General features: G+C 71.5%; 15 protein-coding genes and 1 pseudogene. 13 read left to right on the top strand and 3 right to left on the bottom strand.

Going from position 1 to position 18,227, the window contains the following annotated elements:
• Positions 1 to 103: 103 nt before the first annotated feature.
• From STRBO_RS0108685 to STRBO_RS40885, 13 genes and pseudogenes are all read left to right on the top strand, one after another.
• A complete protein-coding gene (locus STRBO_RS0108685) occupies positions 104 to 502 on the top strand; it encodes a DUF742 domain-containing protein (protein WP_005479912.1) in 399 nt (132 codons plus the stop codon).
• Positions 483 to 1,058 carry a GTP-binding protein gene (locus tag STRBO_RS0108680; protein WP_020114072.1) on the top strand — a complete coding sequence of 192 codons (576 nt, stop codon included), beginning with the start codon at positions 483 to 485 and terminating at the stop codon, positions 1,056 to 1,058. The genes STRBO_RS0108685 and STRBO_RS0108680 overlap by 20 nt, the downstream gene beginning before the upstream one ends.
• A 130-nt stretch (positions 1,059 to 1,188) precedes the next feature.
• A pseudogene (locus STRBO_RS39990) lies at positions 1,189 to 1,447 on the top strand (ATP-binding protein); the annotation flags it as partial.
• 398 nt (positions 1,448 to 1,845) lie between these two features.
• Entirely contained in the window at positions 1,846 to 5,082 is a 3,237-nt protein-coding gene (locus STRBO_RS0108670) for a sensor histidine kinase (RefSeq protein ID WP_028796550.1), read from the top strand.
• Positions 5,083 to 5,092: 10 nt separating this feature from the next.
• Positions 5,093 to 5,506 carry a roadblock/LC7 domain-containing protein gene (locus tag STRBO_RS0108665; RefSeq protein WP_005479603.1) on the top strand — a complete coding sequence of 138 codons (414 nt, stop codon included), beginning with the start codon at positions 5,093 to 5,095 and terminating at the stop codon, positions 5,504 to 5,506.
• Between the two features lie 98 nt (positions 5,507 to 5,604).
• Positions 5,605 to 6,174, top strand: coding sequence for a DUF742 domain-containing protein (locus STRBO_RS0108660; protein ID WP_028796549.1), 570 nt, complete (start codon positions 5,605 to 5,607; stop codon positions 6,172 to 6,174).
• Complete coding sequence (locus STRBO_RS0108655) at positions 6,155 to 6,736, top strand: GTP-binding protein (RefSeq protein ID WP_028796548.1); 582 nt, start codon at positions 6,155 to 6,157, stop codon at positions 6,734 to 6,736. The genes STRBO_RS0108660 and STRBO_RS0108655 overlap by 20 nt, the downstream gene beginning before the upstream one ends.
• Before the next feature lie 183 nt (positions 6,737 to 6,919).
• Positions 6,920 to 7,918 (top strand): serine/threonine-protein kinase, encoded by a 999-nt coding sequence (locus STRBO_RS0108650; protein ID WP_005479916.1) that lies wholly within the window; start codon positions 6,920 to 6,922, stop codon positions 7,916 to 7,918.
• Positions 7,908 to 8,384, top strand: coding sequence for a hypothetical protein (locus tag STRBO_RS0108645; protein ID WP_005479917.1), 477 nt, complete (start codon positions 7,908 to 7,910; stop codon positions 8,382 to 8,384). Before STRBO_RS0108650 ends, STRBO_RS0108645 begins: the two co-directional genes overlap by 11 nt.
• A gap of 1,570 nt (positions 8,385 to 9,954) precedes the next feature.
• The gene (locus tag STRBO_RS0108640; protein WP_028796547.1) at positions 9,955 to 10,461 is read left to right on the top strand and encodes a hypothetical protein; all 507 of its coding nucleotides are present in this window, start codon (positions 9,955 to 9,957) and stop codon (positions 10,459 to 10,461) included.
• A 65-nt stretch (positions 10,462 to 10,526) separates the two neighbouring features.
• Positions 10,527 to 11,315 carry a vWA domain-containing protein gene (locus STRBO_RS0108635; protein WP_005479921.1) on the top strand — a complete coding sequence of 263 codons (789 nt, stop codon included), beginning with the start codon at positions 10,527 to 10,529 and terminating at the stop codon, positions 11,313 to 11,315.
• Positions 11,312 to 12,091 carry a PP2C family serine/threonine-protein phosphatase gene (locus tag STRBO_RS0108630; RefSeq protein ID WP_005479923.1) on the top strand — a complete coding sequence of 260 codons (780 nt, stop codon included), beginning with the start codon at positions 11,312 to 11,314 and terminating at the stop codon, positions 12,089 to 12,091. The genes STRBO_RS0108635 and STRBO_RS0108630 overlap by 4 nt, the downstream gene beginning before the upstream one ends.
• Entirely contained in the window at positions 12,088 to 13,683 is a 1,596-nt protein-coding gene (locus STRBO_RS40885; RefSeq protein WP_005479925.1) for a hypothetical protein, read from the top strand. Before STRBO_RS0108630 ends, STRBO_RS40885 begins: the two co-directional genes overlap by 4 nt.
• Before the next feature lie 80 nt (positions 13,684 to 13,763).
• Here STRBO_RS40885 and STRBO_RS0108620 read toward each other — a convergent pair whose 3' ends face one another.
• The 3 genes from STRBO_RS0108620 to STRBO_RS0108610 form a co-directional block, all read right to left on the bottom strand.
• Positions 13,764 to 13,958 carry an acyl-CoA carboxylase epsilon subunit gene (locus STRBO_RS0108620; RefSeq protein ID WP_005479927.1) on the bottom strand — a complete coding sequence of 65 codons (195 nt, stop codon included), beginning with the start codon at positions 13,956 to 13,958 and terminating at the stop codon, positions 13,764 to 13,766.
• A gap of 57 nt (positions 13,959 to 14,015) precedes the next feature.
• Positions 14,016 to 15,599 carry an acyl-CoA carboxylase subunit beta gene (locus tag STRBO_RS0108615; RefSeq protein WP_037627141.1) on the bottom strand — a complete coding sequence of 528 codons (1,584 nt, stop codon included), beginning with the start codon at positions 15,597 to 15,599 and terminating at the stop codon, positions 14,016 to 14,018.
• A gap of 165 nt (positions 15,600 to 15,764) precedes the next feature.
• Positions 15,765 to 18,149 carry a polysaccharide lyase 8 family protein gene (locus STRBO_RS0108610; RefSeq protein ID WP_005479931.1) on the bottom strand — a complete coding sequence of 795 codons (2,385 nt, stop codon included), beginning with the start codon at positions 18,147 to 18,149 and terminating at the stop codon, positions 15,765 to 15,767.
• Positions 18,150 to 18,227 lie beyond the last annotated feature (78 nt).

Below are 18,227 nucleotides of genomic sequence, written 5' to 3'. Positions count from 1 at the left end.
GATCCACAGACCTCACCAAATCACCGTCCGGCCGACACAGTCCCCCCACCGGCCCCCGTCAGACGGCACGACTGACCGACATGCTGTCCCGCTCGGAGGATCAATGACCCCGCCCACCGCTCCTCACGATCCGTACGCAGAGCCGTACGGGGACGAGGGCGACCAGCCTCTGGTTCGGCCGTACGCCATGACCGGTGGCCGGACGCGGCCGCGTTACCAGCTCGCCCTTGAGGCGCTGATCAGCACGACGGCAGACCCCGCGCACCTGGCGGGACTGCTCCCCGAGCACCAGCGGATCTGTCACCTGTGCCGCGAGGTGAAGTCGGTGGCCGAGGTGTCGGCCCTGCTGTCCATGCCGCTCGGTGTGGCACGGATCCTTGTCGCGGACCTCGCCGAGGCCGGACTCGTCGCGATCCACCAGCCCGGTGGCGACGAGAACGCCGGTGGTGCCCCGGACGTGACTCTGCTGGAAAGGGTTCTCAGTGGACTTCGGAAGCTCTGAATCGGGGCGGGCCACCACCTCGGCGAAGATCGTGGTGGCGGGTGGCTTCGGCGTGGGCAAGACCACGTTCGTCGGGGCCGTCTCGGAGATCAACCCGCTGCGTACCGAGGCCGTCATGACGTCCGCGTCCGCGGGCATCGACGACCTCACCCACACCGGAGACAAGACGACCACCACGGTCGCCATGGACTTCGGCCGCATCACCCTCGACCAGGACCTCATCCTGTACCTGTTCGGCACCCCCGGACAGGACCGCTTCTGGTTCATGTGGGACGACCTCGTCCGCGGCGCCATCGGCGCCATCGTCCTCGTGGACACCCGCCGCCTCGCCGACTGCTTCCCCGCCGTCGACTACTTCGAGAACAGCGGCCTCCCCTTCGTCATCGCGTTGAACGGCTTCGAGGGGCATCAGCCCTACACGCCGGACGAGGTGCGCGAGGCGCTCCAGATCGGGCCCGACACCCCGATCATCACGACGGACGCCCGGCACCGGTCGGACGCGAAGTCGGCGCTGATCACCCTCGTCGAGCACGCCCTCATGGCACGGCTGCGGTAGTCCCGCGGGGTCGAAGTACCACGACTGGGACCAAAACAGGACCCAAGTCCACAACCGCATAAGACAGTTGTCGTAGTTACACCGGAGCCGGCCGTGCTGCCCGGTCGCCGCTCATACGTTTCGACAGAGAGTGGACACCCCGCCGCTCGCCGACAGCTTCGAGCCGTGGTACTACAGCGAAGAAGCACGGTACGCTCCACGCTTCGTCATCGCGCTTGAGTTGAACGGCTTCGAGGGGCATCAGCCCTACACGCCGGACGAGGGTGCGCGAGGCGCTCCAGATCGGGCCCGACACCCCGATCATCACGACGGACGCCCGGCACCGGTCGGACGCGAAGTCGGCGCTGATCACCCTCGTCGAGCACGCCCTCATGGCACGGCTGCGGTAGTCCCGCGGGGTCGAAGTACCACGACTGGGACCAAAACAGGACCCAAGTCCACAACCGCATAAGACAGTTGTCGTAGTTACACCGGAGCCGGCTGTGTCCTTTGACACGGTCGGCCCCGGTGTTCATAACGTTTCGACAGAGAAATAGGGTGGTACGACCACGCGTCGCGGTCGATCAGTACCACTGCGCTCACCTTGCCCCCGCTTTTTGGCGCGGCTCGCTCTTTATGACCGTTTTATCTGGGACTTACATCACGCGGAATCGTTGCCTCCCAGTGTTTGGAAGTCCTCAGCGTGACGTGCTGGAATGCCTGAACTGCCCATTAGTCAAAGACGTACTAGGGCGTGGAGTCACCCGCGGCACGACGTAGGTGCCGGCGCCGAGAGGTTGTTGGTCGAGTGAGGCGAAGCAAGAAAGGTCCCGAGCCGTCGGCGCGGGGCAACTTCACCCCGCCGCCGCGCGGAGCGGCACCCGCACAAGTGACCGGGCCGGAGCCGACGGCAGCTCCCGCGTCCAGCGGAAGTCGTCTCTCCCCCCGCAACTGGCGTGTACCCACGCGTCTGAACGCGATCCTCCTCATACCCGTGCTGGTCGGCCTGGTCATGGGCGGCTTCCAGGTGAAGAGCTCGATCGACACCTGGCAGGACGCCCGGGACGCTGAGAAGGTCGCCAAGATCGTATCCGCTGCCGGCGTCTACGCGGAGGCACTCCTCAACGAGCGGGACATCTCCGCCCAGCCGCTGCTGGACGGCGACCGCGACAGCGAGGTCGTCAAGGACGCCCGCGCCTTCACCGACGAGAAGGCCGACGCCTTCCACGCGGAGGTCGTCGGAATGCCGTCCGGGCAGGGCCTGGAGCGCCGGCTGCGTCTGGTGGAGGAGGCCGAGCCCGCGCTGGAGAAGCTCCGGCAGACCGCCTTCACCCGGGCCGCCGACCCGGTACAGACCGAAGAGGGCTACGTCACCGTCGAGCACCTCCTGGCGGAGTTCTCCAACGAGCTCGGACTCGGTACGGGCAACATCACCGCGTACGGCCGTACGGTCTACGCGGTCACGCTCGCCAAGGGCGCCGCCTCCCTGCAGCGCTCGATCGGCACCCACCTGCTGGTCCGGCCCAGCGAGGACCAGAAAATCTTCCGTCAGCAGGTCACCGCGTTCACCTCGTACGCGTACCTGGAGAACATCGCCGTACAGGAGTACGTCTCCGGCGGTACCGAGGCCGACGCCGCGCGTCTGGAATCGGTCATGGCGCAGAAGACCGAAGAGGGCAAGAAGCAGGCCGCCGAGGCCGCGGCCAAGGACAAGAACTACGTCCCGCCGCCGGACACCATGCTGAAGATGATCCAGGCGATCGGCAGCGGCGCCTCGCCCGAGGACCTGGCGAAGCAGGGCGTCACCTACCAGAACTGGATGGCGGCCTCGACTCTGAAGTTCGAGGGCTACAGCGAGGTCGAGACCGATCTGATCAACCGCGCGGTGGCCGAGGCCGGACAGATCGCCTCCGACGCCCAGCGCGACGCCTACATCAACGGCGCCATCGTCATCGTCGCCCTGCTCGCCGCGTTCATCATCGCCGGGATCATGGCCCGCCAGATGAGCCGTTCGATGCGCCAGCTGCGCAACGCCGCCTTCGGCATCGCCGAGCAGCGTCTGCCGATGCTGGTCGACCAGCTCTCGCGCACCGACCCCGGCCGCGTCGACACCCGCGTCGCGCCGATCCCCATCAACAGCACGGACGAGATCGGCGAGGTCGCGCGCGCCTTCGACCAGGTCCACCGTGAGGCCGTCCGGCTCGCCGCCGAGCAGGCCCTGCTGCGGGGCAACATCAACGCGATCTTCACCAACCTCTCGCGCCGCAACCAGTCGCTGATCGAGGGCCAGCTGACCCTCATCACCGACCTGGAGAACAACGAGGCCGACCCGGACCAGCTGGAGAACCTCTTCAAGCTGGACCACCTGGCCACCCGTATGCGCCGCAACGGCGAGAACCTCCTGGTCCTCGCCGGTGAGGAGCCCGGCCGTCGCTGGGACCAGCCGGTCCCGCTGATCGACGTGCTGCGCGCCGCCTCCTCCGAGGTGGAGCAGTACGAGCGCATCGAGCTGTCCGGCGTCCCGGAGGCCGAGATCCACGGCCGCGCCGTGACCGACCTCGTGCACCTGCTCGCCGAGCTGCTGGAGAACGCCACCACGTTCTCCTCCCCGCAGACCAAGGTCCGCGTCACCGCGACCCGTCTGCCCGACGGCCGCGTGATGATCGAGATCCACGACAAGGGCATCGGCCTCACCGCCGAGGACTTCGCGGACATCAACCACAAGCTGGCCAACCCGCCGACCGTGGACGCCGCGATCTCGCAGCGCATGGGTCTGTTCGTGGTCGGCCGGCTGTCCGACCGGCACGGCATCCGCGTCCAGCTCCGCCCCTCGGGCGAGCAGGCCGGGACGACCTCGCTGGTCATGCTCCCCGACGTCATCACCCACGGTGGCGGTGGCGAGCAGCAGCCGGCGGCCGACCAGTTCACGGTCTCGCAGATCATCCCGGAGCAGCAGCACGCGTTCCAGCAGCCGGCCGTGGCCCCGATGCGGACCGCCGCCGAGCTGGGCTTCGACGACAGCCGCTACGAGGTCCCGGACGACCTGCGCGACCTGGACCCCGTGGGCCGCTCGCTGATACGCGAGGAGCGCCGTGCGGCCCTGGAGTCGCAGACGCACCAGAACCCGCAGCTGCCCCCGGGCCAGACGCCGCGCTACGGCGACGACTTCCAGTCCGCCGAGCCGTCCTACGACAACGGCGCGACGGCCTACGTGGACCCGCAGCGGTCGTTCGACCAGCAGACGGCGTACGAGGAGCCGCAGCAGCCGTCGTACGACGAGGCGTACTTCGGCCAGGGCGGCAACGGCATGGCGAACGGCAACGGGCACCTGCCGGGCGGGAACGACACGTTCTCCGCCACCGGCGGTTACCCCGAGCCCTCCTATGCGGAGCCCGTCCAGGAGGAGCACACGGCAGCCGCCGCGAGCGCCCCGGAGTCGTACGCGGGCTTCGACGAGCAGCCCTATCAGGACGACTGGCCGCAGCAGCAGGACTACCAGAGCTCGTACCGCTCCGACTACGCTCCGGAACCGGAATCTTCGCAGGCCGCTGACGTGAAGGAGCCGGACCGCGTAGGCTTCGAACGTCCGGGACCCACCCCCTCCGCCGGCCACGCGCTGACCGACGCCGGCCTGCCCCGCCGCGGATCCACCGCGAGCATGGGCGGCACGAGCGCGGGCGCCGTGAACGGACGGCAGGAAGTGGCCCAGGACCAGCCGACGGCCGGGGGACCGAACGGCGACTGGCGCTCGGACAACGACGCGCGCTGGCAGCAGGCCTCCCAGCTGAAGAAGCCCAAGGCGGGCGGGGTCACCTCCTCCGGCCTGCCGCGGCGGGTGCCCAAGGCCAACCTGGTCGAGGGCGCCGCCCAGACGACCCCGCAGGGAGGTCCACAGATCTCCCGCGCTCCCGAGGACGTCCGGGGCAGGCTGAGCAACCTGCGCCGGGGTGTCCAGCGTGGGCGCAACGCAAGCAGTGAAACGAACGGCCAGGCCACTAGGAATCACCACAGTGGGCCTGACAGCACCTACAACCAGGAGCGTTAGTGTGAGCCCGATGAGCCAGGCGGCGCAGAACCTGAACTGGTTGATCACCAATTTCGTGGACAACACCCCCGGGGTGTCGCACACGGTGGTGGTCTCCGCCGACGGACTCCTTCTGGCGATGTCCGAAGGTTTCCCCCGCGACCGTGCCGACCAGCTGGCGGCCGTCGCGTCGGGTCTGACCTCTCTGACCGCGGGTGCCTCCCGCATCTTCGAAGGTGGCAGCGTCAATCAGACGGTTGTGGAGATGGAGCGGGGATTCCTGTTCATCATGTCCGTTTCCGACGGTTCCTCGCTCGCCGTTCTCGCACATCCGGAAGCCGACATCGGTCTCATCGGGTACGAGATGGCCCTTCTGGTGGACCGTGCCGGTACGGTCCTGACGCCCGATCTTCGTGCGGAGCTCCAGGGCAGCCTGCTCAACTAACAGTCAGACGGTGCGTTTTGGCGTCCCGGGGCCGTAAGGTTTCGGGACGCGGCTTCCAATGAGCCATGGATGCCAGCACAGTCGGAGGAGGAGAGAACGTGGCAACACCCCCAGGCGGTTCATCGTCGGGCAACTGGTCCTACCCTGGCCAGGGGCCGGGCCAGGGTGACCAGAACCGGTACAACTTCCCCTCCGCACCGAGCCGCCAGCAGCCGTACGCACCGCAGGGCCCCGGCCCCTCGCCGTACGACCAGCCGCCGGCGCCGCGCATCCAGCCCGTGCAGCCGCAACGCCGCGCCCCCGAGTCGTCGCCCGCCGGGGCGGCGCACAACCCCCTCGTGCGCCCGTACGCCATGACGGGCGGCCGTACCAGGCCTCGCTACCAGCTCGCCATCGAGGCGCTGGTGCACACCACCGCGCAGCCGCACCAGATGCAGGGCCAGTTGCCCGAGCATCAGCGGATCTGCAACCTCTGCCGGGAGATCAAGTCGGTGGCCGAGATCTCGGCCCTCCTGACGATCCCTCTCGGCGTGGCCAGGATTCTCGTCGCCGACTTGGCGGAGGCGGGCCTGGTCGCCATTCATCAGCCCGGCGGCGACGAGAGCGCCGGCGGCCAGCCAGCCGTGACATTGCTCGAAAGGGTGCTCAGTGGACTTCGCAAGCTCTAGCGGAGGGCCTTCCCGCTCCACCACGTCCGCGAAGATCGTGGTGGCGGGCGGCTTCGGCGTGGGCAAGACCACGTTCGTCGGGGCCGTCTCGGAGATCAACCCGCTGCGTACCGAGGCCGTCATGACGTCCGCGTCCGCGGGCATCGACGACCTCACCCACACCGGAGACAAGACGACCACCACGGTCGCCATGGACTTCGGCCGCATCACCCTCGACCAGGACCTCATCCTGTACCTGTTCGGCACCCCCGGACAGGACCGCTTCTGGTTCATGTGGGACGACCTCGTCCGCGGCGCCATCGGCGCCATCGTCCTCGTCGACACCCGCCGCCTCGCCGACTGCTTCCCCGCCGTCGACTACTTCGAGAACAGCGGCCTCCCCTTCGTCATCGCGTTGAACGGCTTCGAGGGCCAGCAGCCGTACAACCCGGACGAGGTCCGGGAGGCGCTCCAGATCGGGCCCGACACCCCGATCATCACGACGGACGCCCGGCACCGGTCGGACGCGAAGTCGGCGCTGATCACCCTCGTCGAGCACGCCCTCATGGCACGCCTCCGGTAGGAAGCCGCCCCCGCAGTCTCGCGCCGAAAGCCGCGTTCCCCCGTCGATCCGGGAGAACGCGGCTTTTGTCGTACTAACAGCAAATCCACCCACCGAGCGTGCGCCTTCGGGTACGTTGAGCGACCTGCGGCGCGGCGACAGGTCAGGGGGACGGCTGTCGGCGCCGGGACGCTCGGGGGACACATGGACTGGCCTGGCGGTACGGCACGGGTGGGGCGGTACACGGTCGTCGGCCGACTCGGCAGCGGGGGCATGGGCACGGTCTATCTGTGCCGCACTCCCGCCGGGCAACGGCTGGCGGTCAAGGTCATCCGTGAGGACCTCGCCGAACAGAGCGAGATACGACTGCGGTTCGCGCGCGAGGTGGCAGCGCTGCGCGAGGTGAACTGCCCGTACACCGTGCCCGTGTACGACGCCGAGACCGGCACTCCCCCGCTGTGGCTGGCCACCCGCTATGTCGACGGACCCACTCTGGCCGTGCGGGTCCACGAGCGGGGGCCGCTCTCCACGGGGCTCGTCCAGCGGTTCGGTCTGATGCTCGCCGAGGCACTCGTCACCGTGCACGAGCGCGGGGTGATCCACCGCGACCTCAAGCCCGGGAACATCGTCCTGGAGGGCGACGAGCCCCGCCTCATCGACTTCGGCATCGCCCGGTCGGCCGCCGCGGCCGGCGGTCTCACCGCGCCGGGCACCGTCCTCGGCACCTCCGGCTACATGGCCCCCGAGCAGCTCACGGGCCATGGGCCCACGCCCGCGGTCGACATCTTCGCCCTGGGCGCGGTCCTGACCTTCGCGGCGACGGGCCGACCCCCGTACGGCACCGGTCGGGAGGCCGACCGGCGGATCCTCGGCGCAGCCCGGCCCGACCTGGGCGGCATGCCCGCGGCCCTCGCCCCGCTGATCACCGCCTGCCTCTCCTACGCCCCCCTGGCCCGGCCGACCCCGCTGGAGGTCATGGCCGGCCTGGCCGCACTGGCGGACACCCCGACCCGGCCGCAGCGGGCGCCCTCGCGGGACGGCAGGCGGTCCCGCCCGGTGCCCGGGCCGCCGCACCGGTGCCATGTGCCGGGGCCGCCGGAGCCGGGCGGCGGCTGTGCGCTGCGGCCCGCCGCCGTCCGGCTGCTGGACGCAGGACTGACCCAGGCACTCATCCGGAAGGCACTCGCGCACCATGACCGCTGATCCCCTCGTCCCGCTGCGCGACGGCTGGGAGGCACTGGCCCGCACCTGGGCCCGCCGACGCGGCGCCCGCGTCACCGCCGAGCACGGCGCGCTCGGCGTCGACATCACCCCGGAGGGGAGCCCCGGGCCGGCGCTCGTCGTGGACTTCAACCAGGCCGGCGGGTGGGTGGTGGTGATCGTCACGGACGGCACCCTCGTGCCGCCCGACCGGGTCGCGTCGACCGCCGCGGCGGCGACGGCGTGGAACGCGCGCGAAGTGACCCCCACGGCCGTACTCGGCTACGACCGCACCGAACTCCCCCTGCTCTCCGCGGTGTCGACGCTCCCCCTGACCTCGCACATGACCCCGGCCGGCTTCGACGCGACGCTGGACACCGTGCTGGAACGGGCGACCCGGCTGCTCGCGGAGTGCCGGGACCTGGGACACACGCTGCGCGGCGCCGACGACCTCGCGGCGCGGGGGTGATCCGGTGCAACTCGTCTTCCACACACTCTGGGCCGTACTGGTGGCACTGATCACGGTGGTGACGGCACTCATCTGGGCCACACGCGCCCGCCCCTCCCGGGGGCCCGGCGGCCATCGCTCCCCGGACGGGCACCTGCGCCCGCGGCGGGACCCGCGGGAAGAGCCCGGGGACGGAAGCGACGCCGAACAGGAGGAGGGGTCGGTGGGGTCGGTGGGCGGCCCCGGAAACCCTGGTGGGCCTGGGGAGAGGCGGGGCGAGTCCGGGAAAGAGCGTGCGGGCGGGCGGCTTCGGGGCCGGAGGAACAGGCGCGGGGTGGGCAGCGCCCACGGTTCGTCGGCCACGTCCGACCGTGCCCGCCGCCCGGGACGCCCGGCCCGGGGGACGACCGGCCGCCGCCTGAGCACGGATGTGCGCTGGCTGCTCGGCCTCCCCGGCCGACTGCTGGAGTGGGCGGGGGCAGCGCTGGGGCATTGGGCCCACGAAGTCTCCGCGAAGGACCAAGGACACGGTGAGGCCGGAGGGCAGGGGGTGCCCGATCAGAGTGGCGGGTCCGGCGGGCGCGGAGCGTTGGACGAGCGCGGGGGCGCCGAGGGCCGCGCAGGGTCCGACGAGCGTGGGGGGTCCGAGGGGCTCAAAGAGGTCGCCCGGCGGAGGGAGCCGGAGGGGGGAGCCGGGCGCCGTGCCTTCGGAAGGCACCGCGATCCCGAGCGACGCGGTGAGTCCAGGAGGCGCCGTGCGTCCGGGAGGTTCGGTGTGTTCAAGAGGCCCGGCGTGCCCGGGCCTCTCGATGAGCCCGAGCGACGCGGTGCACCCGAGCGACGCGAGGTGTCCGGCAGGCTCGGCGAGCCGGGACGGCGCCGAGAAGCTGAGCAGCGCACGGGACCCGGACCTCTTGGCGGGCCTGGGTGGTACGGCAAGTCCGGTGCGGGCGGGGAAGCCGAGCGCCACGGAGCAGCCGGCCGGACCCGGCCCGCGCGACGCGAGGAAGCCGGGCGACGCGTCGAACCGGAGCGACGCGGGGAATCCGCACGGGGCGGCGAGCCTCAGCGACGCGGCGAACCCGGGAATCCCGGCAGGCCCGCGGGACACCGGGAAACCGACCGACGCGGGGAACCCGCACGCGGCAGCGAGCCTCAGCGACGCGGCGAACCCGGGAATCCCGGCAGGCCCGCAGGGCACCAGGATGCCGAGCCGCGCCGGGAACCCGCACGCGGCAACCGGTCCTCGCAGCCCCGGGAGTCCGGGCGGTTCGGCGAGCGCGAGGAGGTGGCTGGAGCCAAGGGTCCCGCGGGTCTCCCCGGGCACGGAAGCCGTTCCGGCGAGCTGACCCAGCCCGGCCTGCCCTCGCGCGAGAGTCCGTACACCTCGTCCGCCGCACCGCCCGACCACCGGGCTCCGACCGAACCCCCGGAACACTCACCGACGGCCACCCCGCCGCGCCCCAGGTCGCCCAGGTCATCGCCGTCGTCAAGGTCCTCGGCGCCGCACGGGCCCGAGGCGCAGCCCCAGTCCCCCGTATCGCACCACCCCGCGACGTCACCGCATTCTCCGACGTCTCCCAGAGCCCCGATGCGACCCCATCCCTCCGCGCCGCCTACGACTTCGGCGCCCCCCGACGCGAACGAGCCGCCCGGTCACGGCGACCCGTCCGGCTCGCACAGCCCTCCCGGCCCGGACGAGCACGCTCCGCCCCGGCCGACCGGTCCCGGTCCGACCCGTGCCGCCGACCAGCCGGAACCCCACACCCCGCCCACCACGATCGGCGCCCCCGATCCCGCCGTCTCCCCGTCCCCGGTGCGGGACGACGCCGGCGGCGACGGACTGGACACGCTCTATCTCGGTTCGGGCACCAGGATCGCGACCGCGGTCACCTGGTTGCGTCCGCAGGGGTACGTCGAGTGGGAGGGCGTCCTGCGCCGCGCCCACTGGCACGGTCCGGCCGACGCGTTCCCCCAGCCCGGCAGTCCCGTACGCATCACGGTCACGACGACAGCCGCAGCCACATCCCCTTCCACCACCGCAGGCGCGGCAGCACTGTCCGACCCGCCGGTCCTCGACGCCCGCCCGCTCCGCTGACCCCCGCCCGCCCCGTCTCTCTTTCGCACGACGTCCTGTTCTTCCCACAGCACCACGGAGAAGCCGTGACCCACATTCCTGGTTCCGAAGAGACCCAGCTCCCCGTTCCCTACACGGGTTTCGAGTTCGACAGCGCCCAACGGCTGCCGCTGTTGCTCTGCCTGGACGCCTCCAGTTCGCTCGCCGCCAAGGGCGCCATCACCTCCCTCAACACGGCGCTGGCCTCGTGGGCCGAGAGCCTGGTGGACGACATGGCCCTCAGCGCGGCGGTCGACGTGGCCGTGATCACGTTCGGCGGCCCGGAGAACATCACGGTGTGGCAGGGCGACGTCCCGCTCGGCACGACCGCGCCGGTGTGGCCGCACAGTCCGTTCGTCCCGGCCCACGAGTTCCGCCCGCCCCAGCTGCGCGCCCACGGGGTGACCCTGCTGGACCGGGCCCTGCGTCTGGCGATGGAGGTGGTCGCGGACTACAAGGCGGGGCTTCGCACTTCGGGACTGACCTACTACCGCCCGCAGATCTGCGTGGTCACGGACGGCTTCCCCAGCAACGAACGCGGCCAGTTCTCGCACGCCTACCGCGATCTGCTGCCCGAGCTGCGCAAGGCCGAGGAGGAGCGCCGCTTCCGCCTGTTCGCGGTGGGCGTCGGGGAGCGGCACAGCGGCGCGGAGGCCGTCCTGCAGGAGCTCGCGCCCAACTACCACGCCTGGTTGGACGGGTTCCCGTTCAAGGAACTGCTCGCCGCCATGTCGCACAGCGCCCGCGCGGCCCAGGGCGGTGCCGCGGAGGCGGAGTTCCAGGAGATCTTCGCCCGGCTCAAGAGCCGGCGCGGCGGCGGGCAGGTGCCCGCGTGAGCGCCGCCGCCGACTGGCGGGTGCACGGCACGAGTGTGATCGGCTACCGGCACCTCCAGGAACGGCTGCCGTGCCAGGACGCCATGGACCACCGGCAGACCCCCACGGGTCTGGTGCTGGCGGTGGCGGACGGGGCGGGCAGCGCCTCCTGTTCGCAGGAGGGGTCCCGGCAGGTCGTGACCCTCGCGATGGACGCGTTCGCCACGGTGGCGACCCCCTGGGCGGTCCTCCCGGAGGTCCACGCCCGCAAGGACCGCCTGACCGAGGCCTTCCACCAGGTCCGGAGCACCTTCCTGGGCTGGTGCGGCGCGGACCCCGGTCCGTACGCGACGACGCTGACGGTGGCGGTGGTCGCCGAGGGCTGGCTCGGGCAACTGTCCATCGGTGACGGCCTGGTGCTGTTGCGCACCGGCGGCGCACCGGGCTCGTACCATCTGCTGCCCCGCCCCCACGTCCGCAGCGAGTACGCCAACGAGACGGTGTTCGTCGGCTCGCCCGGGGCGGAGGAACACCTCCGGGTGGACTGTGTGCGGGACGGCGGCATCGACGGGGTCCTGCTGTCCACCGACGGACTGACCAACGCACTGCTGAAACGCACCCCGGCCGGCCCGCCGCTGCCGCACGACGCGTTCGTGGGCCACCTCTTCGCACGGCTCGGCGACCCCGCGTACGACCACGCCGAGGAGGAGCGGTGGCTGTCCTCCTTCCTGGCCTCGGACCAGATCACCCGGGTGACCGGTGACGACAAGACTCTTCTGTGGGCGGTCCGGACATGAGGACGAACGACGACAGCGACGACAAGAGCGGCGGCCCTGGCCACGGCGACGGCGTGGACGACACCGCCGAACTGACCCTCGGCGACGGTACGCCGGTCACCCGCGAGGGACAGCCGCTCGGGGAGGGCGGTTACGGCGACGTGTGGGCGTTGCGCGAGCGCCCCGACCTCGCCGCCAAGATCTACAAACGCGCCCCGGGCGAGGAGCAGTTACGGCGGCTCACGGCGATGCTGCGAGCGGCCCCGCTGGCGGAGGAGGAGCTGCAGCCGGACCAGCCGCCGCTGCTGGCGTGGCCGACGGATCTCGTCGAGTCCGGTGGCCGGCCGGTCGGTTACGGGATGCCCCGGCTGGAGCCGTCGGCGCAGACCCCGCTCAAGGGTCTGCTCCAGAAGCAGGTGCGGCTCCGCCTCGACGGGGCCACCGACTGGAAGTTCCTGGTCGGGGTGGCCGCGAACCTGGCGTACATGACGGCCCGGCTGCATGTCGAGGGGTTCGTCGTGGGCGACCTGTCCAGCGCGAACGCGGTCGCGGACCGCAGCGGTTACATCACCCTGCTCGACTGCGACTCGTTCGCGTTCAGGGACGCGCTGACGAACGAGGAGTTCGGCTCCGACGCGTTCACGGACGACTACGCCTGCCCCGAGCGCTACGACGGCACCGAGCCGACCCGGCACTCGGACGACTTCGCCCTCGCGGTCCTCGTCTACCAGTTGGTCACCGCCGGGAACCACCCCTTCGACGGTGCCCCGAAGTACGGCGCCGAGGAGTCCACGCGCAAGGACAACATCCTCAGCGGGACCTCGTTCCTGGTGCATCCCGACCGTGTGGTGGTGCCCGCGCAGCTGCTGTCGGCCGAGGTGGTGCCGCCCCGGGTGCTGCGGTTGGCGAAGGCCACGTTCGGGCCGGGGCTGCGCGAGCCGGCCCGCCGGCCGAGCTCGGCGGCCTGGCTGGCCGCACTCGACGACGTCCGGGAGGACATCACGCGGTGTGCCCGGGTTCCGGCGCACTCCTACGGCGGCCATCTCGACGCGTGTCCATGGTGCCGCCGGCTCGCGGACGGGCAAACCGACCCGTTCACGCGTTCGCCCGGCCGGGTGGGTGGGGCGGGGGCGGCGTCCGCGTCGGCCTCGGCGACCGCGTCCGCCTCGATGTCACGACCCATGTCGTCCCCCGCCGGAAGGTCCCGCACCGCCCCCTCCGGCACCGCCCCCTCCGGCACCGCGCCTCCCCGTACCGGCTCGCCGCGCACGGCCGGCGCGTCCAGCCCGGCACCCTCCGGCCCTCCACCCTCCAGCGGCGCGCCTTCCCGCACCGCCACGCCGAGGGCCTCGCCCACCTCCACGACCGCGTCCACCCGACCCCGGCCCTCGGCGGCACCCCCCACACCGCCACCGACCCCCACACCACCACCGGCCTGCGCGCCTCCGCCGCAGAAGCCCGGCCGGGCGCCCCGCACGCCACCGCCGAAGGCGGGCGCCGGCGCCGCGTCCGGGAACGACGACCTCTTCGTCCTGGCCGCCGCCTGCGGCACGCTCCTCGTGGTGCTTCTGGTGCTCGGACTGATCATCTGGGGGATCGTCGCGCTCGTCTGACCGGCGGACGAGAGGGAACGCCGGAGGGCCGGAACCCGCGACGGGTTCCGGCCCTCCTGAGGTCCGGCGGACGGATCCGCTCAGCGCCAGCTGTGCGGCGCCCGGAAGCCGGGCTCGCGCTCCAGGCGGCGCCAGCCCGCACGCAGGCGGCCCCGGTGGGCCGGCGTGGCCTCGGTGGGCTGCGCGGCGGCACGGGCCAGGAGCAGCGCGGTGATCGCGGCCACTTCCTCGGGCTCGGCGTGGCCCTTCTCGACGCGAATATCAGGCAGCTTCATGGAAGTCAGTCTCCGTGGATGAGGTTTCCGCAGGGGTACCGCGAGGGAACGGGCGGGTTACTGCGGCGGGTTGCCGTGCTTGCGGGACGGCAGGTCCGCGTGCTTGGTGTGGAGCATCGCGAGGGAGCGGATGAGGACCGCGCGGGTGTCCGCGGGGTCGATCACGTCGTCGACGAGGCCGCGTTCGGCCGCGTAGTACGGGTGCATCAGCTCGGCCTTGTACTCCTTGACCATGCGGACCCGCATCGCCTCGGGGTCCTCGGCCTCGGCGATCTGACGGCGGAAGATGACGTTGGCGGCGCCTTCGGCGCCCATGACGGCGATCTCGTTGGTCGGCCAGGCGTACGTGAGGTCGGCGCCGATGGACTGGCTGTCCATGACGATGTAGGCACCTCCGTACGCCTTGCGCAGGATCAGGGAGATCCGGGGCACGGTCGCGTTGCAGTACGCGTACAGCAGCTTGGCGCCGTGGCGGATGATTCCGCCGTGCTCCTGGTCGACGCCCGGGAGGAACCCGGGGACATCCAGCAGCGTGATGATCGGGATGTTAAAAGCATCACACATCTGGACAAAGCGCGCAGCTTTTTCCGACGCCTCGATGTCCAGGACGCCCGCGAGGGACTGCGGCTGGTTGGCGACGATGCCGACCACCTGGCCGTCGAGCCGCCCGAGGGCGCAGATGATGTTGCGGGCCCAGCGCTCGTGGATCTCCAGGTAGTCGCCGTCGTCGACGATCTCCTCGATCACCTTGGTCATGTCGTAGGGCCGGTTGCCGTCGGCCGGGACCAGGTCGAGCAGGACGTCGCTGCGGCGGTCGGGCGCGTCGGAGACCTCCGCGCGCGGCGGGTTCTCGCGGTTGTTCTGCGGGAGCATCGACAGGAGGTAGCGCACCTCGGCGATGCACGTCTCCTCGTCGTCGTAGGCGAAGTGGGCCACACCGCTCGTCTCGGCGTGCACGTCCGCACCGCCGAGTCCGTTCTGCGTGATCTCCTCGCCGGTGACCGCCTTGACGACGTCCGGGCCGGTGATGAACATCTGCGACGTCTCGCGGACCATGAAGACGAAGTCGGTGAGGGCGGGGCTGTAGGCCGCGCCGCCCGCGCAGGGGCCGAGCATCACGCTGATCTGCGGGATGACACCGGAGGCCCGGGTGTTGCGCTGGAAGATGCCGCCGTAGCCGGCGAGGGCGGAGACGCCCTCCTGAATACGGGCGCCCGCGCCGTCGTTGAGCGAGACCAGCGGGGCTCCGGCCGCGATGGCCATGTCCATGATCTTGTGGATCTTCGTGGCGTGGGCCTCGCCCAGCGCGCCGCCGAAGATACGGAAGTCATGGGCGTAGACGAAGACCGTACGGCCCTCCACCGTGCCCCAGCCGGTGATCACACCGTCGGTGTACGGCTTCTTGGCCTCCAGACCGAATCCGGTGGCCCGGTGCCGGCGCAGTTGTTCGACCTCGTTGAAGGAGCCCGGGTCCAGCAGCAGCTCGATGCGCTCCCGGGAGGTCAGCTTGCCCTTGGCGTGCTGCGCCTCGGTCGCCTTCTCGCTGGGGCCGGCCAGAGCCTGGGCACGGATCTCGTGCAGTTCGGCCACTCGCCCGCGCGCGTCCGTCGGCTCACCCGGTGCCTCATCCAAAACGGTCATGTAGCGACCATACGAAGCCGAGCGAGGAAAGCGGTCCGTCGACTCCGTACAGTCTCCGGCGTGTTTTCCTGGTACCCCTGAACAGAACCTCGTCGGCATGCAGGCGAATCGACTGCTCAGGGGGTGTGGGGCTTGTAGGGGTCTCACAAAGCGGTGTCGGCACCCTCAGGGGAGAGACAGCTCACAGGTGTGGGTGGCGCAGGCCGTCCCGGGGGTGACGCGCAGCCGTAGCCGACCGGGCGCGGGCTCCAGCACCTCGACGGATTCGTCCGCCCGGATCACCCCGCGCACCGGACCACGCCAGATGATCTCCAGCGGCTCGCCCGTGCGCGGTGGTTCGCTCACGCAGAGGGTAGCGGTCCCGCCCCGGCGGCGGATCAGCACGCTCGCCCCGGCGGAGGCGGTCAGCGGGCCCACCGTACCGGCGTGCCAGAAGGTGGCGCCGATCAGCCCGAGCGAGGGGACGTGAACCGCCTGGCAGGCGCTGTCGTTGGCGAGGATCGACAACCAGCGCCGGTCGGCGGCACGGGCCTCGACGGCGTGGCGGGACGCCCCGGGCATGAGCAGATAGGCGTAGCCGGCGTTCACCGGATCGGTGCCGTGGTCCAGCCAGAGGGTCTGCCAGCGACGGGTGCGGCGCTCGGTCGTACCGCCGGTGTTGATGTCGGACCAGGCGCCGGTGCGGTCCTCCCCGAGGGTGCGCAGGACTGGCGCTCCGGCGAGGCTGCCGGGGCTGCCGGGGCTGCCCGCCGACGGGTCCGCGAAGACCCAGCCGCCGTGGCCCTCCAGGTGGGCCCAGAGCCGGCCGCGTACGAGCGGCGGGTGAGCCGTACCGCCGCCCTCACCCAGGTTCCGGTTGTCGACCACCGTCTCCACCGGCACGCCGTCCGCGCAGGTGATCCCCGCCCCGAGGCAGAGCACGGCGTCCGCGAGGCAGAACCACGACTTGCGGGCCTCCAGCGTGGAGCCGAGCCCCTTGAGGTGCTGGCCGATCGCCGCGTACTCGCCGTCCGTGGTGCCGCCGACCCACCGCACGGCCGGCTTCGGCTCGCCCCACTCGCCGCCCTCCCGGTCGGCGAGCCGTTGGGTGGAGACGGTGGTGCCGGGGAGGCGGTACCAGTCGACGGTGGGCCAGAACCAGTCCGTGTACTGGTCGCCGCGCCCGGCGGCCCACCAGAGGGTGGCACCGGCGCCCGTGTGCCAGCCGCGCGGGTTCTCGCCGTTGCCGCACTCGTAGTGGGCGATGCGGTCGGAGGCCATGGCGATGTTCACCACGAAGCCCGGGCGGCGGTGGACGGCCCGGTCCATGGCGGGGAAGAGACGGTGGCCGACGGGGTCGGGCGCGGCGGCGACCGGGGACGCGGCGACGGCGTGCAGCCGGGCCAGGTCCGCGACGCCGAACTGTCTCGCGGTCAGGATCGGGGTGACCGTGTCGCGGGCGATCCACCCCTTGATCCGCCCGTGCCACCGCTCGCGCTCCGCGGTGGTGGCGCCGAGCGCGAGCAGCGCGATCGCGGCGATGATCCCCTGGCCGTGGAAGTGGTCGCCGCGCATGATGTGCCGGTCGTCGCCCTTGAGGTAACCCCGGCTGATGGCACGGCCGTTGACGCTGTCCATCACCAGTCCGTCGTGGATGAGCGGCGCGTACGCCCGTTCCACACCGTCGAGGACGATCTGCCGGTTCGGGTCGGTCACCTCCCAGGCAGACCCGGCCAGCAGCGCGAAGAGCCTGCCCAGTCCGTCGAGCATGACCTGTCCGTACGTCCCCGAGTAGGCGACCCAGGTGTGCTGCACGAACGAACCGTCGGCGTACAGCCCGTCCCCCCGGGTGACGTACGGGAAGACCGGTGAGAGGGCGTCCCGGGCCAGGGCGATCTTCTCGGGGGCGCGGCCGAGGATGCCGCGCAGGGCCACGGAGCGGCAGAGGTCGACGCGGTTGGCGCCGGTGGAGGTGCCGCTGTACTCGCGGAGCAGCGCGTCGGGGATGAAGTGGTCGACCGCCGCGCAGGCCTCGGCCCGCCGGGCGGGCGTGAGGTCGGCGTACAGGGCGGCCACGATGTCCAGCAGGAGGCGGGGGCTGCCGATCTGCCACTCCCACCAGTTGCCGTAGCGGGTGGTGGAGGGGTGGTAGACGGTCGCGGTGAGGTGGTCGAGGCCGCGCAGGATGTCGGCGAGGAGGCCGGCGTCGCCGGTGGAGCCGGTGCCCGGCTGCGCGTAGGCCTGGGCCATCGTCCACAGGCGGCTGTAGCTCTGGGTGATTCCCGCGGGCGGGTCGAAGCGGTGGCCGGGCCAGAGGGAGTCCGCGGTGGGTGCCATGGCCGCGCGGAAGGCGTGGGCGAGGTCGCCGGTCTCGCGCAGGCGGGTGGCGTAGGGCTCGGCGGTGGGGTCGTATCCGGCGCCGAGTGCGATGGCCAGCCAGCGGCGGCGCAGGGTGTCGTACTCGTCGTCGTCGGCCGCGGACCGGTCGGCGGCGTACGCGGTGGGGGTGGGCGCCGCCGCCAGGGTCGCGGCGAGGAGCAGGACGTTCCGGCGGGTGGGGGTCATGCCCATGGCGTCTACCATTCCGTCCGCGCGGGATCAACGGTGCGTGACGTGTCGATCACGCGTGCGACAAGGTTGAAAGTTGAA

It is taken from the genome of Streptomyces bottropensis ATCC 25435, from assembly GCF_000383595.1.
GTDB lineage: Bacteria > Actinomycetota > Actinomycetes > Streptomycetales > Streptomycetaceae > Streptomyces > Streptomyces bottropensis.
This window is presented reverse-complemented; position numbering and strand designations above follow the sequence as displayed.